We start from the raw sequence: 24,775 nt of genomic DNA, 5'->3' as shown, positions 1-24,775 counted from the left end.
GAACCCTGACTAGATGCGGCCCGTCTGGCCGCGATGTCTCAAATAATGATCCGCGATCGCGCAGGCGACCATCGCCTCGCCGATCGGGACGGCGCGGATGCCGACGCAGGGGTCGTGGCGGCCCTTGGTGCGGATGTCGACTTCCTGGCCGTCGACATCGATCGACTGGCGCGTGTTGAGGATCGACGAGGTCGGCTTGACGGCGAAGCGGGCGACGACCGGCTGGCCGGTAGAGATGCCGCCGAGGATGCCGCCGGCCTTGTTGGACAAAAAGCGCGGGCCGTCATTGCCCATGCGCATCTCGTCGGCATTCTCCTCGCCGGTGATGCGGGCGGCGTCGAAACCGTTGCCGATCTCGACGCCCTTGACGGCGTTGATCGACATCAGGCCCGACGCGATCTCCTGGTCGAGCTTGGCGTAGATCGGCGCGCCGAGGCCGGCGGGAACATTATCGGCGACGATCTCGACGATGGCGCCGACGGAGGAGCCGGACTTGCGGATGCCGTCGAGATACTCCTCGAAGACGGGCACGGATTTCGGGTCGGGCGTGAAGAACGGGTTGTTGGCCGACTGAACGAAATCCCAATCCCAGTTGGCGCGGTCGATGTCCTTGACGCCCATCGAGACGAGCGCGCCGCGCACGACCATGCCGGGCACCACCTTTCGCGCGAGCGCGCCCGCGGCGACGCGGGCCGCCGTCTCGCGGGCCGACGAGCGCCCGCCGCCGCGATAGTCGCGCAGGCCGTATTTGACGTCATAGGTGTAGTCGGCATGGCCGGGGCGATACTGCCGGGCGATCTCGCCGTAATCCTTGGAGCGCTGGTCGACATTCTCGATCAGCATCGAGACGGGCGTGCCGGTGGTGACGAGTTCGTCGCCATCTTCCAGCACGCCGGACAGGATCTTCACCTGGTCGGGCTCCTGGCGCTGGGTGACGAAGCGCGACTTGCCGGGGCGGCGGCGGTCGAGATCGGCCTGGATGTCGGAAAGCTGGAACCTGATTCCGGGCGGACAGCCGTCGACCACGCAGCCGAGCGCCGGCCCGTGGCTTTCGCCCCAGGTCGTCACGCGAAAGAGATGCCCGAACGTGTTGTGCGACATGCTGGTCCCTGCCCCGCCGGCCCGTCGAGGGCCGTTTCGCCACCGCTTCTATTGGCGTTTTCGCGGGGGGTCAAACCGCGCGGAGTTTTGACACATTGTTTCGTTTCAAACAGCCTCAAACGAGAATCCGGAGGATTTCATCTGATGCGCAAGATCGCCCTTCTCACCGCCGCCGCCGCGCTCTTCGCCTCGGCAGCCCTCGCCGCCAATGACGAAGGTCCGATCACCGCCATCGACCGCGAGGCGATGACGATCACGCTCGAAAACGGAAACGTCTACAAGCTGCCCGGCGAGTTCGACATCGAGGCGATTTCGGAAGGCATGGACGTGCTGCTCGCCTATGAGGAAATCGAGGGAGAGAAGCAGATCACGGATATGGATGTGGGGAATTAGCTAGAGCCACTCAAGCCCCTCCCCGTCCCACCGCAGGATGCGATCCTGCGGGATGACGAGCGCCGCGGCTTCCGTTGCGCCCATGCCGCCGGCGATGCGGAAGACGGCACGGATGATGCCGCCATGGGTGACGCAGACGGTCGGGGGCGCGATTTCCTCGAAAAAGGGCCGGAAGCGGGACATCAGCCGGTCGTAGCTTTCGGCCGCGACGCCCGGCGGCACGAAATGCCATTTGTCGGCCTCGCGCTCGGCCGTCGCGCCCGGCCTGCCCGCCTCGACCTCTTCGAGGGTCTTGCCCTGCCAGTCGCCGAAATGAACCTCGATCAGGCGCGGATCGGTCAGGTAGCCGCGGCGCGGCAGGCCGGCCCCGGCGCGCACGCGCTCCATCGTCTCGCGGGTCCGTTTCAGCGGGCTGGCGACGAAGCGGAACGAGGCGATGTCGGGCTGTAGTTCGGCCAGCCGCTCGCCATTGCGGTCGGCCTGCGCGCGGCCGAGATCGTTCAGGTCCGTGTCGGCCTGCCCTTGCAGGCGCATGGTGGCGTTCCAGTCGGTCTGGCCGTGCCGGATGAAGTAAATGAGCGTTGCCATGCGTTTGGATTAGCGCGCCCCGTCGCCGGGCCGCAAGTTGCAGGCGGTCATTTGTTGGTGAGAGGCAGTCAGACCGTCGAGATGTCGGGCGCGTCCACCGCCTTCATGCCGACGACGTGATAGCCAGAATCGACGTGCAGCACCTCGCCGGTCATGCCCTTCGACATGTCGGAAAGGAGGTAGACGCCGGTCTGGCCGACTTCCTCGATGGTCACGGTGCGGCGCAGCGGAGCGTTGTACTCGTTCCATTTCAGGATGTAGCGGAAATCGCCGATGCCGGAGGCAGCCAGCGTCTTGATCGGACCGGCCGAGATCGCGTTGACGCGGATGTTCTTCGGGCCGAGATCGACCGCCAGATACTGCACGCTCGCTTCCAGCGCGGCCTTGGCGACGCCCATGACGTTGTAGTTCGGCATCACCTTCTCGGCGCCGTAATAGGTCATGGTCAGGAGCGAGCCGCCCTCGGCCATCAGCTTTTCGGCGCGCTGGGCGACGGCGGTGAGGGAGTAGACCGAGATGTCCATCGTCTTCACGAAATTGCCGTGGGTGGTGTCGACATAGCGGCCGACGAGCTCGTCCTTGTCGGAAAAGCCGATGGCGTGGACGACGAAATCGAGCTTGCCCCATTTGGCTTCGAGGTCGGCGAAGACGGCGTCGATCGTCGCCATGTCGGAGACGTCGCAATGGCCGGCCAGATGCGCGCCGAGTTCGGCGGCGAGCGGCTCGACGCGCTTCTTCAAGGCGTCGCCCTGCCAGGTGAAGGCGAGTTCGGCGCCCTGCTCTGCGCAGGCCTTCGCGATGCCCCAGGCGATCGAGCGATTGTTCGCCACGCCCATGATGAGGCCGCGCTTGCCGGCCATCAATCCATTCCCACCTGCCATGTCATTCCCTCGGCGCAATCACTTTGCCCGAGCCTATCGCATAGAGGGTGTGCGGCATCAAGCCGCGAGACCGCTGGACGGCGCCGGCGATCACGAAGCGCGGCGCGCGCGCATCAGGGCTTCGAGGTCGTCGTCACGGTCGGCCGGCAGCATGACGGAGACATGAACGTAGAGATCGCCATGGCCGCCATGCTTCGTCGGCAGGCCCTTGCCCTTGAGGCGCAGGCGCTTGTCCGAACTCGACCAGGCGGGAATCGCGACCGCGAGCCGCCCGGTCGGCGTTTCCACCGGCAGCCTGGCGCCCAGCACCGCGTCTTCCAGCGGAACGGGCAGGTCGACATGGAGGTCCCGGCCCTCGATGCGATAGAGCGGATGCGGCTTGAAGCGGATCTTGACAAGCGCGTCGCCCGGTTCACCGATGCCGAGCTGTTCGCCCTGCCCTTTCAGGCGGATCGTCTGCCCGTCCTCCAGAAAAGCCGGCAGCTTGACCGCGATCTTGCGCCCGTCGGGGAAGGCGGCAGTGACCTTGGCCGCCGTCGCGGCCTCCTCGATCGACACGTCGAGAACGACCTGAAGATCGCTGCCGCGCGGCTGGCGGCGCGGTCCGGCGCCCGGCTGCGGTCCGGCCTGCGCGCCCCCTTGCCGGAACGCCTGGCCGAAGATGTGGGAGAAGATGTCGTCGCCGGCATCGCCGAACGGATCGCGTCCTCCCGACGAGCGGAACTCGTAGCGCGCCCCGCCGGGGCCGCCAGCGGCCCGCCGGAAGCCGCCGAACGGATCACTGCCGCCGGCCGCGCCCTCGAAACCGGTGAAGCGCGGCTTGCCGGCCGCGTCGATTTCGCCACGGTCGAACTGGCCGCGCTTCTCGTCATCGCCGACGATCTCGTAAGCCTGGCTCGCCTCGGCGAAACGCTCCTGCGCCTTCGGATCGTTGGCGTTCTGGTCCGGATGGTATGTCTTCGCCAGCTTCCGGTAAGCCGCCTTGATGTCCTTGGCCGAGGCGTTCTTGGCAACGCCCAGAACCTGATAGGGATCGCGCATCTTTGCTTGCCCAGCCATTTGCCTGAATTGATGGATGATTCAGGCACAATATGCGCATGGCCGGACAGGAATTCCAGTGCCATTCAGTTCCGCGACAGGGCGGCGACCGGATCGAGGCGGGCGGCCTTGCGGGCCGGGGCAAGGCCGAAGACGAGGCCGGTCGCGAGCGCGCAGGCAAGCGCTATCAACACCGGTTGCGGCTCCAGGATCGCACGCCAGCCATCATCGAGCATCGGCAGACCGACGCTGATGCCAACGCCCAGCGCCGCGCCCAGAAGCCCGCCGGCCATGCAGACCATCACCGCCTCGACGAGGAATTGCGCGGTGATGTCGGCCCGGCGCGCGCCGACCGCCATGCGAATGCCGATCTCGCCGATGCGCTCGGTGACCGAGACCAGCATGATGTTCATGACGCCGATGCCGCCGACGAGAAGCGAAATCGCCGCGATGGTGCCGAGAAGCACGGTGAAGGTGCCTTGCGCCGCCTCGGCCTGTGCGATCGCCGCGCTCATGTTGCGCAGATGAAAATCCTCGCGGCCGTGACGGGCGAGCATCAGGTCGAAGATCTCGTCTTCGGCGGCCTCCAGCGAATGGCCCGGCGCGATCTTGACGAAAAGCTCCTTGAAATGATCCTGCCCGAACAGCCGCGCACCGGCCGTCGTATGCGGCACCCAGATCTGGTCGTCGCGGTCGTGACGCCCGCCGCCGGTGACGATGCCTTTTTCCTCCATCACGCCGATTACCTGGAAGGGTGCGTTGTTGACGAGGACGAAGGCGCCGAGCGGATCGGACCCGTCGCGAAAGAGCGTTTCGGCCGTTCGGGCTCCGATGACAATGACGCTGGCATAGCGTTGCTCATGGTCGGGCGAGAAGAACACGCCGCGCACCGCCGGCCAGTCGCGGACATGCGGGAACTGGCTGCTGGTGCCGAGCGCGGTGACCTGATGGTCGACCCCGCCATAGCGCAGGACGACCGACTGGTCGGTCTCCGGCACCACGCCGGAAACGGCGTCGAGGCGCGACAGGGCGTCGAGGTCGCCGGCGACCAGCGTGCGCACGTCGTCGCCGCCGCCGCGCACGTTTCGCGCCCCGCGCTTCACCTCGATCAGGTCCGTTCCCATCTTGCGGATGTCGTCGAGAACCTGCTCGCGCGCGCCCGCGCCAATCGCCAGCATGGCGATGACCGACGCGACGCCGATGATGATGCCGAGCATGGTCAGGAGCGAGCGCATCCGGTTCTGCACCAGTGCCGCCATCGCCATGCCGACAGCCTCGCCGAGGCCAGAGCCGGGCAAGTTGCCGCTCGGGCCGGACGATGCCGGGACAAGAGGGACTATGGTCCCGGCATCGCCCGCGCCGCCTCGACGCTCGTCGGAGACGATCAGGCCGTCGCGGATGGTGACGACCCGGTCGGCCGAGGCGGCGATCTGCGGATCATGCGTGACGAGAACGATGGTGCGGCCCTCGCGGTGAAGATCGCGCAGGAGCGCCAGCACGGCTTCGCCGCTTTCGGAATCGAGCGCTCCGGTCGGCTCGTCCGCGAGGATGAGGCGCGGCCCGTTCATCAGCGCACGGGCGATGGAGACGCGCTGCTGTTGGCCGCCGGACAGTTCGGCCGGCCGGTGCGCGGCGCGCGCATTCAGGCCAAGCCTGTCGAGCAATTCATGCGCGCGTGCGCGGCGCTCGCCTCCAGGAAGGCCGGCATAGATCGCCGGCATCTCGACATTGCGGACCGCGCTCATGCCCGAAATCAGATGATAGCGCTGGAAGACGAAGCCGAAATGGCGTTGGCGCAGCGCGGCGAGTTCGTCCGGCGACATTGCGCCCGTCTCCCGGCCGGCAATCGCGAACACGCCCGCGCTCGGCCTGTCGAGGCAGCCGATGATGTTCATCAATGTCGACTTGCCCGACCCGGACTGCCCGACGATCGCGACGAATTCGCCGGCATGGATGTCGAGATCGACGTCGCGCAGCACGGTCGTCGCGTTGTCGCCCGCGCCATAGGTTCGCGTCACGCCGCGCAGGCTGACGAGCGGCACCGCAGCCGCCGCGTCGGCGAATTGGTTCGGATGGGACGTGGCGTTCATCGCACGGTGCCGCCAAGCGCCACGGTTTCGCCGACCGACAGGCCGTCGAGCACTGCGGCGCGGATTTCGTCGCGCACGCCGATCCTGACGGCGCGCTCCTGAAGCCGCCCGTCGGCCCCGCGCACCCGCACCTTGTCGTCGCCGCCGGCGCGACCGGCCGCCTCGAGCGCGGCAAGGGGAACCAGGGGAACGCCGGTCGCGCTGTCGAGGACGAAGAAGATCTGCGCCGTCATCTGGCTTCGCAGCCGCCGGTCCGAATTATCGACCTCGAACAAAGCCCGGTAGAAGACGACCTGGTTGTCGACGATTGGCTGCGGCAGGACCTGAAGCAACCGGCCTTCCCAGCGCGCCTCGCCCCCGCCCAGAACCGTGAAATAGGCATCGAGACCGGGCGACAGGCGCGCGACATCGGCCTCCGACACTTCAGCCTCGACCCGCATCCGGTCGAGATCGGCGATCGTCAGGATCAGCGGCGCTTCGTTGTTGGCGTTGAGGGTCTGGCCCTCGCGCGCGGCGATCGACATCACCGTGCCGTCCATCGGCGCGAGGATGCGGGTGTAATCCATATTGGCGCGGGCGGTGTCGAGAACGGCTTCGGCCTGTCTGATCTGCGCCGCAAGGCTCGTCGCGGCGGCTTCGGCAACGGCGAGTTGGGTCTCTGCGGCCTGGAGTTCCGCGCCGGTGACGATGTTGCGGGCGGCAAGGGTTTGCAGCCGGCCGATCGTCGCCGCCGCCGCATCCCGCTCGGCCGTGCGCGCTCCAAGATCGGCGCGCAGCATGTCGACGGACGCTTCCGCCTCTACCAGACGGGCGCGAGCCAGCGTCGGATCGATCTCGGCCAGCAGGTCGCCGCGGCGCACCTGATCCCCCTCGGATACATGGAGAACGTGCAACTGGCCGGAGACCTGCGCGCCGACATCGACCTCGCGCAGCGGCATGAGCTTGCCGGCCGCCGTCACCGTCTGCTCGATGTCGCCGGCCGCGATGTCGGCGGTGGGCAGATCGACCGCCTCCGCGCTTGCAAATTCGAGCCAAGAGCCATGAAATGCGAAGCCGACGGCGGCGAACAGGCCACCGGCCAAGAGCAGATTGCGAACCATTCGAGAACTCATGACGCTCTCTCCTTCATGGTTTGCCGATCGCGCACAGGTCATCGCCGCCATTGCGCGATGCGCGCAACGACCCGCTTCCGGCGCGGCCGACCATGTCTTTTCCAATGTTGGAGACATTCTAGCGCTTGCGCGCCAAACCGAAGCTGAACGAGCCCGGCATTGCCGCGATGCGGGAAGTCAAAGCCGGTCGAAGGCCGTCATCGCCCACATGCCGCCCGAGGCGAGGCACGATTCGCCCTGGTAGAGCGCGATGCCGTCGAAGCTTTCGCGCGTCGCCTCGAAACGGCGGCACAGCGTTCCCTGATCGGTATATTCGCTGATATGCCGCAGCGCGCCGCGCGAACCCGTCTCGGCATTCGCCCAGGCGAGCGCAGCCGGCGCACCGGCCTCAAGGTCGAGCGAGGACACGACATTGCGGATCGTCGTCGCATCGGAGAGTTCGGTCGCGTCCTTGGGCGCCTCGGTCTTGCCGACGGAGCCGGTGACGATGGAGGTGTCCCTGGCGATGTCATCCAGCGTCACGCCGCGCGAGCCGCAGGCGGCAAGGCACAGCGCCATCGTGGCCAGGAAAAACGGCCGCCGTGCCGTCATCGCCATCGCTTGCAACCGGTGCAACAATGCGTCATCTCCCGATGGATCGCCGCGCGTCCAGGGACGCGCAAAGGACGATCCACATTTGTTGTTAGAGCATCGGAAATCCCGAAAACCGGTTTCCACTTTTCGGTCCGATGCTCGAATCATGCGCAGAGGTCTAGAATGTCCGAGACTGGGTTAACAGACAGTGATTTCACGCAGGCGAGCGAACCCTATCGCCTCTTCGCCGACTGGCTAAAAGATGCCGAGAAGAGCGAGATCAACGATCCCACCGCGCTGGCGCTCGCGACGGTGGACGCGGACGGGCTGCCCAATGTGCGCATGGTGCTGCTCAAGGGCTTCGACGCGCAAGGCTTCGTCTTCTACACCAATTTCGAGAGCGCCAAGGGCCGCGAAATCCTCGGCTCGATGAAGGCCGCGATGTGTTTTCACTGGAAGAGCCTTCGCCGGCAGGTGCGCGTGCGCGGGCCGGTCGAGATCGTGACCGACGCCGAGGCGGACGCCTACTATGCGACGCGCCCGCGCGGCAGCCGGATCGGCGCCTGGGCGTCCGCGCAGTCGCGCCCGCTCGAAGGCCGGTTCGCGCTGGAAAAATCCGTCGCCGAATACACGGCAAAATACGCCATAGGCGACATTCCGCGCCCGGCGCACTGGTCGGGCTTTCGCATCAGGCCGGTCGAGATCGAATTCTGGCACGACCGCCCCTTCCGCCTGCACGACCGGGTGCAGTTCAAGCGCGAAGGCGAAGGCTGGGGGAAGACGAGGCTTTATCCGTAGCCAAAGCTTGTGGACGGGATCGAATTCGCAGAAGCACCCCCACTCCGTCGCGCTTCGCGCGCCACCTCTCCCCCTGCCGGGGGGAGAGGTGACCCGAAGGGCCGGAGTGGGGGTGGGATGACGCGAACGGACGCTTTATCTGCCTACTTCTTCCGGCTCATGAAGGCCATGAAGGCGTTGCGGGCTTCTTCCGATTTCAGGCGGTTGCGGAACTGGATGCCTTCTTCCTCGATGCGGGCGATGAGCGGCGCGCGGTCGCCCAGCAGGAAATCGCGGGCGATCTTCAGCGCTTCGGGCGGCTTGGACGCGATGCGTTCAGCGGCTTCGAAGACGGCTGCTTCGAGTTCGGCTTCGGGCACCACGGCATAAATCAGGCCGGCTTCCTTAGCGCGTTCGGCGGAGAAGCCTTCGCCCAGCCCGAGAAGCGCGAAAGCCTGCTGGCGGCCGATGACGGCCGGCGCAAGCAGGCTCGATCCCGCCTCTGGCACGAGGCCGAGATCGACAAAAGGGGTGCGGAATTCGGTGCGCGGGGTGGCAAAGGTCAGGTCGCAATGGAGATTGATCGTGGTGCCGATGCCAACCGCGATGCCGTCGACGCCGGAGACGATCGGCTTTTGCGACTTCGCCAGCGCGAGCAGGAAATCGTAGACCTCGCGGCCGCCCTCCCCGCCCGTCGCGACGGTCATGAAATCGGCGAGGTCGTTGCCCGACGAAAACGCGCCCGGCACGCCGAGGATGACGTGGCAGCGGATGCCCGGATCGGCGTCGCCCGCCGTCAACGCCCCAGCCATCTGCGCATACATCGCCCGCGTGATGGCGTTCTTCTTGTCCGGCCGGTTCATGCGGATGGACTGAATGGCACTGCTGCGCTCGATCTTGATGTGTTCGTTCATTTCCATCTCGCTCAAGCCACCAGCGCCGCGCCGGCTTCGCGAAGGCTGACTGCGCCCTCGACGACCCGGCGGCGGAGCGCTGCCGTCTCCTCGATCAGGTTCTCGGCGTAGAAGCGGCAGAGCGGAATGCGCTTGCCGCTCTCGTCGGCCACCGCGCCGCGCGCGAGATAGGCGCCGCCGGCGGCGAGCGCGAAGAGGCGCAGATAGGGCGTGGCGCCGGCCAGCGCCTCGTCGGTGCGGCCGCCGTCGAGCGCTTCCTGGAGCCAGGCCGTCGCCTCGGACAAATCGTTCAGCGCCGCCTCGCATTTTTCCGCCGTGGCGCCGAACCCTTCGCGATTGGAAAGGCGCACGGCCTCGATGTCGGCATGGAGTTCGTCGATGAAGCGCAAGACATGCTTGCCATCGCCCAGCGGCAGCTTGCGCGTGACGAGGTCGATCGCCTGGATGCCGTTGGTGCCCTCATAGATCGGCGCGATGCGCGCGTCGCGGTAGAGAGCGGCCGCGCCCGTCTCCTCAATAAAACCCATGCCGCCATGGATCTGCAGCCCGACCGAGGCCATCTCGACGCCGATATCGGTCGAGAACGCCTTGGCGACCGGCGTCAGGAGACCGGCGCGGTCGGTCCAGTAGGCAGCATCGTCGCCGCCGGCATGGCTGAGATCGATGGCGTGCGCGCAGGAATAGCAGATGGCGCGCGCAACCTGCGTCAGCGCCTTCATGGTCAGGAGATTGCGCTGCACGTCCGGGTGGTGGACGATCGGCGCCATGCCCTCGCCCGCATGTCCCGGCGCCTTGCCCTGCCGGCGGTCGAGCGCATAGGCGTGTGCCTTCTGGAACGCGGCCTCCGCGACCGCGACGCCTTCGATGCCGACCGCGAGACGGGCATTGTTCATCATGGTGAACATGCAGGCGAGGCCACGATTCTCCTCGCCGACAAGATAGCCGACCGCGCCCTTTTCCTCGCCCTCGACGAAGCCGTCGCCGAAGATCATGGTGCAGGTGGGCGAAGCGTGGATGCCGAGCTTGTGCTCGATCGAGGCGCAGAAGGCGTCGTTGCGCCGGCCGAGCGAGCCGTCCGCATTGACGAGGAATTTCGGCACCAGGAAGAGCGAGATGCCGCGCGTGCCGGCCGGCGCGTCGGGCAGGCGCGCCAGCACCAGATGGACGATGTTGTCGGTGTAGTCGTGCTCGCCATAGGTGATGAAGATCTTCTGGCCGAAGACGCGATAGGTCCCGTCATCGGCGCGCATCGCGCGGGTGCGCATCGCGGCAAGGTCGGAACCGGCTTGCGGCTCGGTCAGGTTCATCGTGCCGGTCCATTCGCCGGTGACCAGCTTTTCGAGCCAAGTTGCCTTGAGTTCGTCCGAGCCGTGCTTCGCGACGGCTTCCGCCGCGCCGGCGGTCAGCGTCGGGCAGAGCGCGAAGGCGATGGAGGCCGAGTTCCACATCTCCATCGCAGCCATGGCGAGCATGGTCGGCAGGCCCTGCCCGCCGAATTCCTCGGGGCCGGACAGACCGTTCCAGCCGCCCTCGATCCAGTGCCGGTAGGCCTCGCGCCAGCCGGGCGGGGTGGTGACCGCCGCATCCTTCCAGACCGCGCCGATCTCATCGCCGACCTTGTAGAGCGGCGCCAGTTCCTCGGAGGCGAATCTGCCCGCCTCGCCCAGGATCGCGTCGACCAGATCGTCGGAAAGATCGCCGAGCCGCCCATCCGCCATCGCGCTGTCGAGCCCCGCGACATGTTTCAACGTGAATGCGATGTCGTCGACGGGCGCGCGATACATGGGCTTTCCTCCGGCTCGAATGCGTGGCAACCATGGCTAGATTTTTTTGACGTTTACGTCAAACTGGAACCCGCCGAAAAATCGCGGCAGGATTGACGGCGGTTCCGCCCCTCACACGTTGCGGCGCTTGCCTTCCATCAGGTCGATCACCGCACGCGCCGCGTCGAGGACGTTGGTGCCCGGCCCGAAGACCGCCGCCACGCCGCTGTCGATGAGGAACTGGTAGTCTTGGCGCGGGATGACGCCGCCGACGACCACGATCACGTCCTCGGCGCCCTTCTTCTTCAGCGCCTCGACGAGTTGGGGGGCCAGCGTCTTGTGGCCGGCGGCAAGCGACGACATGCCGACGACGTGGACCTTTTGCGCCACCGCCAGTTCGGCCGCCTCGCCCGGCGTCTGGAAGAGCGGGCCGGCGATCACGTCGAAGCCGATGTCGCCGAAGGCAGAGGAAATGATCTTTGCACCCCGGTCGTGACCATCCTGACCAAGCTTGGCGACCATCACCTTAGGCGTCTCGCCCAGAACCTTCGCCAGACCGTGCAGCCGCTCGACAAGCGTCTCGTATTCCGGCTCGCCATCATAGGCCGGTCCATAAACGTTGCGCACGACCTGCGGCACGGCCGTGTGGTCGCCGAATGCCTCGCGCAGCGCATCCGAAATCTCGCCGAGCGTGGCGCGGGCGCGGGCGGCCTCGACGGCGGCTTCGAGGATGTTGCCCTCGGCCGTGCGGGCGACGTCGCGCAGCGTGGCGAGCGTCGCCTCCCATTTCTTCGGATCGCGCTGGCGGCGGGTCTTTTCGATGCGGGCGATCTGCGCCTCGCGCACCGCCTTGTTGTCGATGTCGAGAATATCGAGATCGTCTTCCGTTTCGAGCCGGTACTTGTTGACGCCGACGATCACCTCGTCGCCGCGATCGATCGCCGCCTGCTTGCGGGTCGCGGCTTCCTCGATCAGGCGCTTGGGATAGCCGTCATTGACCGCCCTGGTCATGCCGCCCATCGCCTCGATTTCCTCGATCAGCGCCCACGCTTTTTCCGCCAGGTCGTTGGTCAGGCTCTCGACATAGTAGGAGCCGGCGAGCGGATCGACGACCTTCGTCACGCCCGTCTCATGCTGGAGGATCAACTGCGTGTTGCGCGCGATGCGGGCGGAAAACTCCGTCGGCAGCGCGATCGCCTCGTCGAGCGCGTTGGTGTGCAGCGACTGCGTGCCGCCGAGCGCGGCCGATAGTGCCTCGTAGGCGGTGCGGATGACGTTGTTGTAGGGGTCCTGTTCCTGCAACGACACGCCGGATGTCTGGCAGTGCGTGCGCAGCATCAGCGAGGACGCCTTCTTCGGCTCGAACTCCTCCATGATGCGCGTCCAAAGCAAGCGCGCGGCGCGCAGCTTGGCGGCTTCCATGAAGAAGTTCATGCCGATGGCGAAGAAGAAGGACAGCCGCCCCGCGAAGGCATCGACGTCCAGCCCCTTGGCGAGCGCGGCGCGGACATATTCGCGCCCGTCGGCCAGCGTGAAGGCGAGTTCCTGCACCAGCGTCGCGCCCGCTTCCTGCATGTGGTAGCCGGAAATGGAGATCGAATTGAACTTCGGCATCTCCTTCGCGGTGTATTCGATGATGTCCGCGATGATCCGCATCGAGGGCTCGGGCGGATAGATGTAGGTGTTGCGGACCATGAACTCCTTGAGAATGTCGTTCTGGATGGTGCCGGAGAGTTCGGCGCGCGAGACGCCCTGCTCCTCGCCCGCGACGATGAAATTCGCGAGGATCGGGATCACCGCACCGTTCATGGTCATGGAGACGGAAATCTCAGCCAGTGGAATGCCGTCGAAGAGGATCTTCATGTCCTCGACCGAATCGATCGCCACGCCCGCCTTGCCGACGTCGCCCTCGACGCGCGGATGGTCGCTGTCATAGCCGCGATGGGTGGCGAGGTCGAAGGCGACCGACACGCCCTGCTGCCCCGCCGCCAGCGCCTTGCGGTAGAAGGCGTTCGATGCTTCGGCGGTGGAGAAGCCGGCATATTGCCGGATCGTCCAGGGCCGGCCCGTATACATCGTCGCGCGCGGCCCGCGCAGGAAGGGTTTCTGGCCCGGCAGCGAGTGGATGTAGTCGAGGCCGGCGATGTCTTCCGCCGTGTAGACCGGCTTGACCGCGATGCCTTCGGGCGTGTTCCAGACCAGCGTGTCGGGGTCGCGCTTGACTTCCTTCTCGGCGGCCTTGCGCCACGCTTCGAGCTTGGGGTTGGTCATAACCTTACTCGAACTCCAGAATCATCTCGTCCACCGCCAGGCTCGCGCCCGCCTCCACGGCGACCGACTTCACCACGCCGCGACGCTCCGCGCGCAGGACGTTTTCCATCTTCATCGCCTCGACCGTCGCCAGCGGCTGTCCGTCCTCGACGGTGTCGCCCGGCTTGACCGCGATCGAGGTCACCACGCCCGGCATCGGGCAGAGCAGCATCTTGGACGTATCCGGCGGCAGCTTTTCGGGCATCAGGCGCGCCAGCGCGGCGACGCGCGGGGTGCGGACATGGACTTTCTCGTCAATGCCCTTCCAGCGCAGGCGCCACGCCGAATTGACGCGGTCGATCTTCACGCCGACAGGCTCGCCGTCGACGGTGAAGCGCGCGTGGCTCCTGCCCGGCAGCCAGTCGGACCTGACCTCGACCGCCTTTTCGGGACCGAAGGAGACCAGCACCTTGCCGCCTTCCTCGCGCAGGAAGCATTCGAACTCGCTCTCGCCCATCGAGACCACCCAGTCGCGGCCGACGGCGCGGCGATGGTTATCCATGCCGCCGGAAATCAGCACGTCGCGCTTCTGGCTGCGCCAGTTAACGAAGGCGGCGACGGCGGCGAGGACGCGGCCATCGGCGTCATTCGCCGCGACGCCCTGAAAGCCTTCGGGGAACTCCTCGGCGATGAAGGCCGTCGTCAGGCGGCCATCGCGGAAGCGCTCGTGCTCCATCACCGCCGACAGGAACGGCAGATTGTGGCCGATGCCCTCGACCTCGAAATCGTCGAGCGCCGCGCTCATCGCGTCGATGGCCGTCAAACGATCCGGCGCCCATGTACACAGCTTGGCGATCATCGGATCGTAATACATCGAAATCTCGCCGCCTTCGAACACGCCGGTGTCGTTGCGAACGATGGTGCCATCGTCGAGACTGCCTTCGGCCGGCGGACGGTAGCGCGTCAGGCGGCCGATCGAGGGCAGGAAGTTGCGAAACGGGTCTTCGGCATAGAGCCGGCTTTCGATCGCCCAGCCGTTCAGTTCGATGTCGTCCTGCGCCATCCGCAGTTTCTCGCCGGCGGCGACACGGATCATCTCCTCGACGAGGTCGATGCCGGTGATGAGTTCGGTCACCGGATGCTCGACTTGAAGGCGCGTGTTCATTTCGAGGAAGTAGAAATTGCGGTCGCCATCGACGATGAACTCGACGGTGCCGGCCGAGAAATAGCCGACGGCCCTCGCCAGCGCGACCGACTGCTCGCCCATCGCCTTGCGCGTCGCCGCGTCGAGAAACGGCGACGGCGCCTCCTCGATGACCTTCTGATTGCGGCGCTGGATCGAGCATTCGCGCTCGCCGAGATAGAGAACGTTGCCGTGCTGGTCGCCAAGCACCTGGATTTCGATATGGCGCGGCTGGGTAACGAACTTTTCGATGAAGATGCGGTCGTCGCCGAAGGAATTCTTCGCCTCGTTCTTCGACGACTGGAAGCCCTCGCGCGCCTCAGCATCGTTCCAGGCGATGCGCATTCCCTTGCCGCCGCCGCCGGCCGACGCCTTGATCATCACCGGATAGCCGATCGAGGTTGAAATCCTCACCGCCTCGTCCGCGTCGGCGATCAGGCCCATATGGCCTGGCACGGTCGAGACGCCCGCCTCGGCGGCGAGCTTCTTCGACGTGATTTTGTCGCCCATCGCCTCGATGGCCTTCACCGGCGGGCCGATGAAGGCGACGCCTTCCTTCGCCAGCGCCTCGGCAAAAAGCGGATTCTCCGACAGGAAGCCGTAGCCGGGATGCACCGCATCGGCGCCTGTCTTTCGGATCGCGTCGATGAGCTTGTCGACGACGATATAGGACTGGTTGGACGGCGCCGGCCCGATATGCACCGCCTCGTCCGCCATCTTCACATGCAGCGCGTCGCGGTCGGCGTCGGAGTAGACCGCGACCGTCGCGATGCCGAGCTTTTGCGCCGTCTTGATGACCCGGCAGGCGATCTCGCCGCGATTGGCGATGAGGATTTTCTTGAACATAATTTTCGGCTCACATCGCGGGAGAAAAACGGAAGATGGTCATTCGGCGGCCTGCGCGGGCGGCACGGCTTCGGGCGACTTGCGACCCTTGAGCATTCCTTCGACGCTCAAATCCTCGTCGATGGCCGGCCAGTGAACGCCATAGGGCGAAAGCTCGATCTGGTTGCGCTCCTGCTCACTGGCTTGCATCAGGCGGGGATACCACCAGAGCGGCGTAACGAGCCGCACGCCGTCGGCGAGCGTCACCACGAGTTCGTCGTCCGTACAGTGCGCGGCGACGGGCTCGATCAGATCCTCGTCAATTTCCAAAGTGCTCATGCCATCGCTCCAGAAATTCGCCTTGATGCTCTTCGACCACCTTGATGAGAACGTTCAGTTCCTGCGCCGTGCAGCGCTTGTTTCTCGCGATCTCGAGGCTGTTCAGCCAGATTTTCGTTTCCTTACGGTCCTTGCGCACATGGATATGCGGCGGCTCCACCGCATCCAGACTATAGAATAGAAACTTCCATCCCTTCCATTCGAAGACGGTCGGCATCCGCCCGTCCCTAAAGCGGAATCGTATCGTGCTTCTTCCATGGCTGCTCCAGCTTCTTGGAGCGCAGCATGGCGAACGCCCGCGCGATGCGCTTGCGGGAGGAATGCGGCATGATGACCTCGTCGATGAAGCCGCGCTCGGCCGCCTTGAACGGGTTGGCGAAGTTGGTTTCGTATTCCTTCGTCCGCGCGGCGATCTTTTCCGGGTCGCCGAGCTCCGAACGGTAGAGAATCTCGGTCGCGCCCTTGGCGCCCATCACGGCGATCTCGGCGGTCGGCCAGGCATAGTTGACGTCGGCGCCGATATGTTTCGAGGCCATGACGTCATAGGCGCCGCCATAGGCCTTGCGGGTGATCAGCGTCACCATCGGCACGGTGGCCTGGCTGTAGGCGAAGAGCAGCTTGGCGCCGTGCTTGATGACGCCGCCATATTCCTGCGCGGTTCCCGGCAGGAAGCCCGGCACGTCGACCAGCGTCAGGATCGGGATCGAGAAGGCGTCGCAAAAGCGCACGAAGCGCGCGGCCTTGCGCGATGAATCGATGTCGAGGCAGCCGGCGAGCACCATCGGCTGGTTGGCGACGACGCCGACCGTCTGGCCTTCCATGCGCATGAAGCCGGTGACGATGTTGCGGGCGAAGGCTTCCTGGATCTCGAAGAACTCGCTTTCGTCGGCCAGCGCGTGGATCAGTTCCTTCATGTCGTAGGGCTTGTTGGCGCTGTCGGGGATCAGCGTGTCGAGCCGGTCCTCGATGCGCGCCGGGTCGTCGTGGAACGGACGGACCGGCGGCTTCTCGCGATTGTTGAGCGGCAGAAAGTCGAACAGCCGGCGCACTTCCTCCAGCGCGATGACGTCATTGTCGAAGGCGCCGTCGGCGACCGACGATTTTTGCGTGTGCGTGCGCGCGCCGCCGAGTTCCTCGGCGGTGACGATCTCGTTCGTAACCGTCTTCACCACGTCGGGACCGGTGACGAACATGTAGGATGAATCGCGCACCATGAAGATGAAGTCGGTCATGGCGGGCGAATAGACCGCGCCGCCCGCGCATGGCCCCATGATGACGGAAATCTGCGGCACCACGCCCGAAGCGTCGACATTGCGCTTGAAGACGTCGGCATAGCCGCCGAGCGAGGCGACGCCTTCCTGGATGCGCGCGCCGCCTGAATCGTTGAGGCCGATGACCGGGGCGCCGTTGCGCACCGCCATGTCCATGATCTTGCAGATCTTCTGCGCGTGGGTTTCCGACAGCGAGCCGCCGAGGACGGTGAAGTCCTGGGAGAAGACGTAGACGAGCCGGCCGTTGATCGTGCCCCAGCCGGTGACCACGCCGTCGCCGGAGAATTTCTGCTCGGCCATGCCGAAATCGGTCGTCCGGTGGACGACATACATGTCGTATTCCTCGAACGAGCCTTCGTCGAGCAGCACCTCGACGCGCTCGCGCGCGGTCAGCTTGCCCTTGGCGTGCTGCGCATCAATGCGCTTCTGGCCGCCGCCGAGCCGCGCCTGGCCGCGCCGCTCCTCCAACTGTTCGAGAACTGCGCGCATCAGCGGAACTTCCCCTCACATCCGGGCAAGGACATCGCCATCGCAAACTCCTCCCTCAATTCACGGACCCTTCGATTAACGGCGATTTCCCGCCATGGGAAGGGCAGGCTGTGGCAGGACCTCGAAATTCGTCCAGTTGTCGGACCGTCATTGATCGATCCGCGCACAACGCCTTCGCCGCCGCAAATCTGGCGGTTGCGTGCCGATTCGCGCAAATGGCGGGCTTGCCCTGCGCCGAAGCGCGTTGTTTTCTGCACATCCGCTGCGCATAGCCGCCGATGGGCGAACCGGCTATTCACCCTTAGTCTGGTATCAAGTGGAGGTGGACATGTCCGAAGCCGAGATCCTGTTCGAAACGCGCGGCAAGGCCGGCATCGTCACGCTGAACCGCCCGAAGGCGCTCAATGCCGTGACGCGGCTGATGGTCGACCAACTGCACGCGAAGCTGATCGACTGGGCGGGCGATCCGGCAATCGAGACCGTCGTCATCAAGGCGGCGGGCGAAAAGGCGTTTTCGGCCGGCGGCGACATTCGCCAGCTCTATGACTGGGGCCAGCAGAAGAACCCGGCGATCCGCGACTTCTACCGCAAGGAGTACCGGCTCAACACATTCATCAAGACCTATCCGAAACCCTATGTCGCGCTGATCGACGGCATCGTCATGGGCGGCGGCGTCGGCGTCTCCTTCCATGGCAGCCACCGCGTCGGTGGTTCGAAGCTGATGTTCGCCATGCCCGAGACTGGGATCGGCCTCTTCCCCGATGTCGGCGGCACCTGGTTCCTTTCGCGATTGCCGCACCGGATCGGCACCTGGCTGGCGCTGACCGGCGCGCGGCTCGGCCAGGCTGATGCGCTGTGGTGCGGGCTGACGACCAATGCCGTATCGACGGAACATTTCGGCGATGTCGAAACAGCGCTGGCCGCAGGCGGTGCGCTGGACGATGTCCTCGACCCGTTCGCGGTCCGGCCCGAAGGTGCGACTTTGCCCGGCCTCGCGGCAACGATCGAGCACTGCTTCGCCGGCGAGACGGTCGAAACCATTCTCGATGCGCTCGACGGCGATGGCGGGGAATGGGCGGCCAAGCAGGCGGCGATCATCCGCACGAAGTCGCCGACCAGCCTCAAGATCGCGCTGCGCCAGATGCAGGAAGGAGCGAAGGCCGATTTCGAGACCTGCATGAAGATCGAGTTCCGAATCGTCTCCCGCGTCGTCGAGGGACACGAATTCTTCGAGGGCGTGCGCGCGGTAATCATCGACAAGGACAACAAGCCCGACTGGCAGCCCGCCACCCTTGCCGCGGTGAGCGACGCCGATATCGACGCCTATTTCGCGCCATTGCCGGACGAACTCGACCTGACCGGCGTCGATCGCTCGTGAATTTGAGCGCGCGCCGTTGACGCGGCCCGCGCTTGCGACATACCTTGCGGTATGTTCAACCGGAAGGGAGGTCCGGGATGGCGTTTGCGCGCGTCAACGGCGTAGTCCTGCATCACGAAGTCCGCGGCCCGGAAACGGCGCCGGCGCTGGTCTTTTCCAATTCTCTCGGCACCGATTTCCGCATCTGGGACGATGTCGTGGCGCGTCTGGGCGATGCGTTCCGCGTCGTTCTCTACGACAAGCGCGGCCACGGCCTTTCGGAAGCGACGCCCGCGCCATACCGGCTCGACGACCATGTCGGCGACCTGTCCGCGCTGCTCGACCATCTTGGCGTGACGAAGGCGAGCATCGTCGGCCTTTCGGTCGGCGGCATGATCGCGCAGGGGCTCGCCGCCAAGCGCCCCGACCTCGTTTCCGCCCTCGTCCTGATGGACACGGCGCACAAGATCGGCACGCCTGAGATGTGGAACCAGCGCATCGACACGGTGACCGGCAAGGGCATTGGCGCGATGTCGGACGCGATCATGGAGCGCTGGTTCACGCCGTCCTATCGCCGCGCCGACAATGCCGATTTCATCGGCTACACCGCCATGCTGACGCGCACCACGGTCGACGGTTATGCCGGCACCTGCGCGGCCTTGCGCGATGCCGACCTGACGCAGTCCACCGCCGCGCTGACGATGCCGGTGATGTGCATCGTCGGCGATCAGGACGGCTCCACCCCGCCCGACCTCGTGCGCTCGACGGCCGACCTCGTCGCCGGGTCGCGGTTCGAGATCATCGAAGGCGCGGGGCATCTGCCCTGCATCGAGAAGCCGACGGAGACGGCGCGGCTTTTGCAGGAATTTCTGCGCAGGGGTCGCTGACCTCCCAGTCGCCAATTTCACGCAAGGAAGCACCATGACCAAATATGTAAAGGTGACGCACGCGGACGAGATCGCCGTCATCACGCTCGACAATCCGCCCGTCAACGCGCTCAGCCATCATCTGCGCGAGCCGCTTTTCGCCGCGATCGAAGCCGCGCGCGACGATGACGCCGTCAAGGGCATCGTCATCGCCTGCGCAGGCCGCACCTTCATCTCGGGCGCCGACATCACCGAGTTCGGTTCGCCCAAGGCGCTCGCCTCGCCGTCGCTGCCGGAACTGTGCCGCCTGCTCGAAACGCTGCCGAAGCCGGCGGTCGCCGCCATACACGGAACGGCCTTCGGCGGCGGGCTGGAACTCGCCCTTTCGTGCCATTACCGCGTGGCGGTGAAATCGGCCCAGGTCGGCCTGCCCGAAGTCAAGCTCGGCATCCTGCCCGGCTCGGGCGGCACGGTGCGCCTGCCGCGCCTGACGGGGCCCGTCGAAGCGTTGAAGATCATCACCACCGGCAATCCGATCAATGCCGACAAGGCGTTGAAGCTCGGCGTCGTCGACCAGATTGCCGATGGCGATCTGGTCGAGGCGGCCATCGCCTTCGCGCGCTCGAAGATCGGCGAAAAGCTCGTCGCCGTCCGCGATCGTGCGGACAGGATCGAGAATGTCGACATGGCGGAATTCGACGCCGCGGTCGCCGAGGTAAAGAAGAAGGCGCGCGGGCTCGATGCGCCAGTCGCCTGCGCGCAGGCGGTCCGTAACGCGATCACCATGGATTTCGACGCCGCGCTCAAGGCCGAACGCCAGTTCTTCCTCGACCTGGTGCAGGGCGTGCAGTCGCAGGCCCAGCGCCATCTGTTCTTCGCCCAGCGCGAGGCGGCAAAGGTCAAGGGCGTCAATAGTGACGTGAAGCCGCGCCCGGTCGCGCGCGTCGGCGTCATCGGCGCGGGCACGATGGGCGGCGGCATCGCCATGTCCTTCGTCAATGGCGGCATCCCCGTCACGCTTCTGGAGATGAACCGCGAGGCGCTCGACCGCGGCCTCGCCACCATCGCGAAGAACTACGACATTTCCGTCCAGCGCGGCTCGATGACAGCGGAGGCGAAGGACCAGCGCCTTGCCGCCTTCAAGCCGACCACCGACTATGCCGACCTTGCCGAATGCGACCTGATCATCGAGGCCGTGTTCGAGGAGATGTCGGTGAAGAAGGAGGTCTTCGGCAAGCTCGATGAGGTCGCCAAGTCCGGCGCGATCCTTGCCTCCAACACCTCCTATCTCGACGTCGACGAGATCGCCGCGTCCACCTCGCGGCCGCAGGACGTCCTCGGCCTGCACTTCTTCTCGCCCGCCAACGTGATGAAGCTGCTGGAGATCGTGCGCGGCGCAAAGACCGCGCCGGACGTTCTGGCCACCGCGCTTTCCGTGGCCAAGAAGATCGGCAAGGTGCCGGTCGTCGTCGGCGTCTGCCACGGTTTCGTCGGAAACCGGATGCTCTCGGCCCGCTCGGCGGAGAACGAGGACCTTCTGATGGAAGGCGCGACGCCGGCGCAGATCGACAAGGTGTTCACCGATTTCGGCTGGCCGATGGGTCCCTTCGCGATGGGCGACCTTGCCGGCCTCGACATCGGCTGGCGCAACCGCAAGGCGCTCGGCAAGACGGCCGCCATCGCCGATGCGCTGTGCGAACAGGGCCGCTTCGGCCAGAAGACGGGCAAGGGCTTCTATCTCTACGAAGCAGGCTCGCGCACGCCGAAGACGGACCCGGACGTCGAGAAGCTGATCGAGGACAAGGCGCGCGAGAAGGGCGTCAACCGCCGTGGAATCTCGGACGAGGAAATCACCGAGCGCACGCTCTATCCGCTGATCAACGAGGGCGCCTTGATCCTCGAAGAGGAGATCGCCGCGCGGCCGTCCGACATCGACATCGTCTGGACCAATGGATACGGCTTCCCGATCGGCAAGGGTGGACCGATGTTCTATGCCGACACGATCGGGCTGAAAAAGATCGTCGAGCGTCTCGACCACTGGCACGGCAAGACCGGCAAGGACGTGTTCAAGCCGTCCGCGCTCCTGCGCCGCCTCGCCGACGAGGGTGCGGGATTCAACGTGCCGAAAAAGAAGGCGGCATGAACAAGCTCGCCGACGCGCCCTGGAAAGGCATCTATCCGGCGGGTCTCTCGCCGGACGTGCCGCTCGACACCTATCCGGTGCATGAACTGGTGGCGCGTTCGGCGGCGGCCTGGGGCGACAAGGCGGCATTCGTCTTTCGCGGCCGCGATTTCTCGTTCGCCGACCTGAGGCGCGCGGTCGACGCTTTCGCCAACGCGCTCGTGTGTGCAGGTTACAAAAAGGGCGAGCGGATCGCGCTTCTCCTGCCGAACACGCTCTACCACCCGATCGCCTTTTTCGGCGCGCTCAAGGCCGGATTGACCGTCGTGCATCTGTCGCCGCTCGACGGCGAGATCGTGCTCAAGCACAAGATCGCCGACAGCGGCGCGCGCATGATCGCGACGACCGATCTGGGCGGTCTTTCGGTCAAGGCCGAAGCGTTGCGCGAGGCCGGCTTCGTGGGGCGGGTGATCATCGGCAGCGATGCGGCGCTCGACGGCGCCGGGCCGGAATGGGGCGGCATCGAGATCGGCGCCGCCACCGCCCTCCCCGAAGTCCAGGCCGGCGATCTCGCGCTGCTGCAATATACCGGCGGGACGACCGGCCTGCCAAAGGGCGCGATGCTGACGCACGCCAACCTGTCCTCGGCCGTCTCGAGCTACGATACCTGGTTCACCGCCCATGGCCTGATGCGGCCGGGCGAGGACCGGGTGCTGCTCTTCCTGCCGCTCTTCCACATCTATGCGCTCACCGCCGTCATGCTGCGCGGGGTGAAGAACGGGCTGACGCTTCTTCTCCACACACGCTTCGACGCCGAGACGGCGCTGGCCGAAATCGAGGCCGGCGCGACGAGCTTCCCCGGCGTGCCGACCATGTGGATCGCCATCGCCGCGACGCCGGGCTTCGAGACGCGCAACCTGTCCTCGCTGCGCTATTGCGCCTCGGGCGGCGCGCCGCTTCCCGTCGAGATCGCGCGCAAGCTGAAACGCGCCACCGGCCACGACATTCTGGGCGGCTGGGGCATGACCGAGACGTCGCCCGCCGGCACCAACATCCCCGTCAGCCACCCCGACCGGGTCGATTCGATCGGCGTGCCGCTGCCGGGCATCTATGTCGACGTGGTCGCGCTCGACGATCCGCAGCGCGTCGTCGCGCCCGGCGAGACCGGCGAACTGCGCATCTTCGGGCCGAACGTGATGTCCGGCTATTGGGGCCGGCCGCAGGATAATGAGACGATCTTTTCCGATGGCGGGTTCCTGACCGGCGATATCGGCTTCATGGACGATCAGGGGTTCTTCACCATCGTCGACCGCAAGAAGGACATGATCATCTGCGGCGGCTTCAACGTCTATCCGCAGTTGATCGAGCAGGCGGTCTATGCCCATCCCGATGTGGAGGAAGTGCTGGTGATCGGCATTGCCGACGCCTATCGCGGCGAAACGCCGAAAGTGTTCGCCAAACTCCATGATGGCGCGCCGCCATTGACTCTCGAGAGCTTGCGCGCCTTCCTGAAAGGCAAGCTCGGTCCGCACGAACTGCCCGGTGCGCTCGAAATCCGCGACGCCTTGCCCCGCACGCCGGTCGGCAAGCTCTCCAAGCTCGAATTGAAACAGGAGGCGGCCGCCCAGGCTGCCCGACACGGAGGAAATTCATGACAGACGCCGTCATCGTCTCGACCGCCCGCACGCCGATCGGCAAAGCCTATCGCGGCGGCTTCAACGACACGTCCGGGGCGGACCTCGCCGCGCACGCCATCCGCAACGCGCTCGCCCGCGCCAAGGTCGACGGGAGCGAGATCGAGGATGTCATCATGGGCTGCGCCATGCAGGAAGGGACGACCGGCCTTAATGTCGCGCGCCGCGCCGCGCTCGTCGCCGGGCTCCCGGTAACGGCGGCCGGCACCACGATCGACCGCCAGTGTTCGTCGGGAATGCAGTCCATGGCACTGCTCGCCAATGCCATCCGCAACGATGGCGTCCCGGTCGGCATCGCCGGCGGCGTCGAATCCATCTCGCTCGTCCAGAACGACCACCGCAACACCTTCCGCCTCGTCGACAAGTCGCTGACGGGCTCGGTCGGCGACGTCTATCTGCCGATGATCGACACGGCCGAAAATGTCGGCAAGCGCTACGGCATCACCCGCGAGCAACAGGACGAATACGGCCTCGAAAGCCAGCGCCGCGTCGCCGCCGCCCGCGAGGCGGGCAGGTTCAATGACGAGATCGCGCCGATGAAGACGCGCATGGCCGTCGTCGACAAGGAGACCAAGGAAATCTCGCACAGGGACGTCGAGATCGCGCATGACGAAGGCCCGCGCGCCGAGACGACCGCCGAGGGCCTCGCCGGCCTCAAGCCGGTGCGCGAGGGCGGGACGATCACCGCCGGCAATGCCAGCCAGCTTTCCGATGGCGCGTCGGCCCATGTCATGATGAGCGACAAGGAAGCGCAGCGGCGCGGGCTGACCCCGCTCGGCATCATGCGCGGCTTCAACGTCGCCGGCTGCGAGCCCGACGAGATGGGCATCGGCCCCGTCTTCGCCGTGCCGCGCCTGCTCGAGCGCCACGGCCTCACCGTCGACGACATCGGCCTTTGGGAACTGAACGAGGCGTTCGCCGTGCAGGTCATCTATTGCCGCGACAAGCTCGGCATCGACCCGGCCAGGCTCAACGTCAATGGCGGCGCCATCGCGCTCGGCCATCCCTACGGCATGTCGGGCGCCCGCCTTTCCGGCCATGCGCTGATCGAAGGCAAGCGCCGCGGCGTCAAATATGCCGTCGTGACCATGTGCGTGGGCGGCGGCATGGGCGCGGCGGGGCTGTTCGAGATCGTTTGAGGAGACCGAA

General features: G+C 65.9%; 21 protein-coding genes. 7 read left to right on the top strand and 14 right to left on the bottom strand.

The features are described 5' to 3' along the window. Positions 1 to 9: 9 nt before the first annotated feature. Positions 10 to 1,101 carry a chorismate synthase gene (gene aroC / locus PZ895_RS15670; RefSeq protein WP_275839932.1) on the bottom strand — a complete coding sequence of 364 codons (1,092 nt, stop codon included), beginning with the start codon at positions 1,099 to 1,101 and terminating at the stop codon, positions 10 to 12. A 144-nt stretch (positions 1,102 to 1,245) separates the two neighbouring features. On the opposite strand from aroC, the gene PZ895_RS15665 reads away from it, so the two are divergent. Then, complete coding sequence (locus tag PZ895_RS15665; RefSeq protein ID WP_275839931.1) at positions 1,246 to 1,494, top strand: DUF1344 domain-containing protein; 249 nt, start codon at positions 1,246 to 1,248, stop codon at positions 1,492 to 1,494. Here PZ895_RS15665 and PZ895_RS15660 read toward each other — a convergent pair whose 3' ends face one another. The 6 genes from PZ895_RS15660 to PZ895_RS15635 form a co-directional block, all read right to left on the bottom strand. Beyond that, positions 1,495 to 2,082, bottom strand: coding sequence for a histidine phosphatase family protein (locus PZ895_RS15660; RefSeq protein ID WP_275839930.1), 588 nt, complete (start codon positions 2,080 to 2,082; stop codon positions 1,495 to 1,497). A 68-nt stretch (positions 2,083 to 2,150) separates the two neighbouring features. Beyond that, positions 2,151 to 2,963 carry an enoyl-ACP reductase FabI gene (gene fabI, locus PZ895_RS15655; RefSeq protein ID WP_275839929.1) on the bottom strand — a complete coding sequence of 271 codons (813 nt, stop codon included), beginning with the start codon at positions 2,961 to 2,963 and terminating at the stop codon, positions 2,151 to 2,153. Between the two features lie 90 nt (positions 2,964 to 3,053). Further along, the gene (locus tag PZ895_RS15650) at positions 3,054 to 4,004 is read right to left on the bottom strand and encodes a DnaJ C-terminal domain-containing protein (RefSeq protein ID WP_275840079.1); all 951 of its coding nucleotides are present in this window, start codon (positions 4,002 to 4,004) and stop codon (positions 3,054 to 3,056) included. Positions 4,005 to 4,087: 83 nt separating this feature from the next. Beyond that, on the bottom strand, positions 4,088 to 6,091 hold the full coding sequence (locus tag PZ895_RS15645; protein ID WP_275839928.1) for a MacB family efflux pump subunit: 2,004 nt from the start codon (positions 6,089 to 6,091) through the stop codon (positions 4,088 to 4,090). Continuing rightward, positions 6,088 to 7,203 (bottom strand): efflux RND transporter periplasmic adaptor subunit, encoded by a 1,116-nt coding sequence (locus PZ895_RS15640; RefSeq protein WP_275839927.1) that lies wholly within the window; start codon positions 7,201 to 7,203, stop codon positions 6,088 to 6,090. Before PZ895_RS15640 ends, PZ895_RS15645 begins: the two co-directional genes overlap by 4 nt. A gap of 177 nt (positions 7,204 to 7,380) precedes the next feature. Next, complete coding sequence (locus tag PZ895_RS15635; protein WP_275839926.1) at positions 7,381 to 7,800, bottom strand: RT0821/Lpp0805 family surface protein; 420 nt, start codon at positions 7,798 to 7,800, stop codon at positions 7,381 to 7,383. A 159-nt stretch (positions 7,801 to 7,959) separates the two neighbouring features. On the opposite strand from PZ895_RS15635, the gene pdxH reads away from it, so the two are divergent. Next, entirely contained in the window at positions 7,960 to 8,574 is a 615-nt protein-coding gene (gene pdxH, locus PZ895_RS15630) for a pyridoxamine 5'-phosphate oxidase (RefSeq protein ID WP_275839925.1), read from the top strand. Between the two features lie 143 nt (positions 8,575 to 8,717). Here pdxH and PZ895_RS15625 read toward each other — a convergent pair whose 3' ends face one another. From PZ895_RS15625 to PZ895_RS15595, 7 genes are all read right to left on the bottom strand, one after another. After that, positions 8,718 to 9,467 carry a crotonase/enoyl-CoA hydratase family protein gene (locus PZ895_RS15625; RefSeq protein WP_275839924.1) on the bottom strand — a complete coding sequence of 250 codons (750 nt, stop codon included), beginning with the start codon at positions 9,465 to 9,467 and terminating at the stop codon, positions 8,718 to 8,720. Between the two features lie 11 nt (positions 9,468 to 9,478). Next, complete coding sequence (locus tag PZ895_RS15620; RefSeq protein WP_275839923.1) at positions 9,479 to 11,251, bottom strand: acyl-CoA dehydrogenase; 1,773 nt, start codon at positions 11,249 to 11,251, stop codon at positions 9,479 to 9,481. A 111-nt stretch (positions 11,252 to 11,362) separates the two neighbouring features. Then, a complete protein-coding gene (gene scpA, locus PZ895_RS15615; protein ID WP_275839922.1) occupies positions 11,363 to 13,501 on the bottom strand; it encodes a methylmalonyl-CoA mutase in 2,139 nt (712 codons plus the stop codon). 4 nt (positions 13,502 to 13,505) lie between these two features. Continuing rightward, positions 13,506 to 15,509, bottom strand: coding sequence for an acetyl/propionyl/methylcrotonyl-CoA carboxylase subunit alpha (locus PZ895_RS15610; protein ID WP_275839921.1), 2,004 nt, complete (start codon positions 15,507 to 15,509; stop codon positions 13,506 to 13,508). Positions 15,510 to 15,548: 39 nt separating this feature from the next. Continuing rightward, positions 15,549 to 15,827, bottom strand: a complete 279-nt coding sequence (locus PZ895_RS15605) for a DUF2442 domain-containing protein (protein WP_275839920.1) — start codon at positions 15,825 to 15,827, stop codon at positions 15,549 to 15,551. After that, entirely contained in the window at positions 15,808 to 16,044 is a 237-nt protein-coding gene (locus tag PZ895_RS15600) for a DUF4160 domain-containing protein (RefSeq protein ID WP_275839919.1), read from the bottom strand. The genes PZ895_RS15605 and PZ895_RS15600 overlap by 20 nt, the downstream gene beginning before the upstream one ends. A 10-nt stretch (positions 16,045 to 16,054) precedes the next feature. Continuing rightward, on the bottom strand, positions 16,055 to 17,587 hold the full coding sequence (locus PZ895_RS15595) for an acyl-CoA carboxylase subunit beta (protein WP_275839918.1): 1,533 nt from the start codon (positions 17,585 to 17,587) through the stop codon (positions 16,055 to 16,057). Between the two features lie 328 nt (positions 17,588 to 17,915). Here PZ895_RS15595 and PZ895_RS15590 point away from each other — a divergent pair, with 328 nt between their 5' ends. The 5 genes from PZ895_RS15590 (at position 17,916) to PZ895_RS15570 (ending at position 24,765) form a co-directional block, all read left to right on the top strand. Then, positions 17,916 to 18,965 carry an enoyl-CoA hydratase/isomerase family protein gene (locus tag PZ895_RS15590; protein WP_275839917.1) on the top strand — a complete coding sequence of 350 codons (1,050 nt, stop codon included), beginning with the start codon at positions 17,916 to 17,918 and terminating at the stop codon, positions 18,963 to 18,965. Between the two features lie 77 nt (positions 18,966 to 19,042). Then, positions 19,043 to 19,831, top strand: coding sequence for a 3-oxoadipate enol-lactonase (gene pcaD / locus PZ895_RS15585; RefSeq protein WP_275839916.1), 789 nt, complete (start codon positions 19,043 to 19,045; stop codon positions 19,829 to 19,831). 34 nt (positions 19,832 to 19,865) lie between these two features. Continuing rightward, complete coding sequence (locus tag PZ895_RS15580) at positions 19,866 to 21,953, top strand: 3-hydroxyacyl-CoA dehydrogenase NAD-binding domain-containing protein (protein ID WP_275839915.1); 2,088 nt, start codon at positions 19,866 to 19,868, stop codon at positions 21,951 to 21,953. Then, positions 21,950 to 23,587 carry an AMP-binding protein gene (locus PZ895_RS15575; protein ID WP_275839914.1) on the top strand — a complete coding sequence of 546 codons (1,638 nt, stop codon included), beginning with the start codon at positions 21,950 to 21,952 and terminating at the stop codon, positions 23,585 to 23,587. The genes PZ895_RS15580 and PZ895_RS15575 overlap by 4 nt, the downstream gene beginning before the upstream one ends. Continuing rightward, entirely contained in the window at positions 23,584 to 24,765 is a 1,182-nt protein-coding gene (locus tag PZ895_RS15570) for an acetyl-CoA C-acyltransferase (RefSeq protein ID WP_275839913.1), read from the top strand. Before PZ895_RS15575 ends, PZ895_RS15570 begins: the two co-directional genes overlap by 4 nt. Positions 24,766 to 24,775 lie beyond the last annotated feature (10 nt).

It is taken from the genome of Mesorhizobium sp. YIM 152430, assembly GCF_029210365.1.
Lineage (GTDB): Bacteria > Pseudomonadota > Alphaproteobacteria > Rhizobiales > Rhizobiaceae > Aliihoeflea.
The sequence above is the reverse complement of the archived record's forward strand: the minus strand, read 5'-3'. Positions and strand labels throughout refer to the sequence as shown.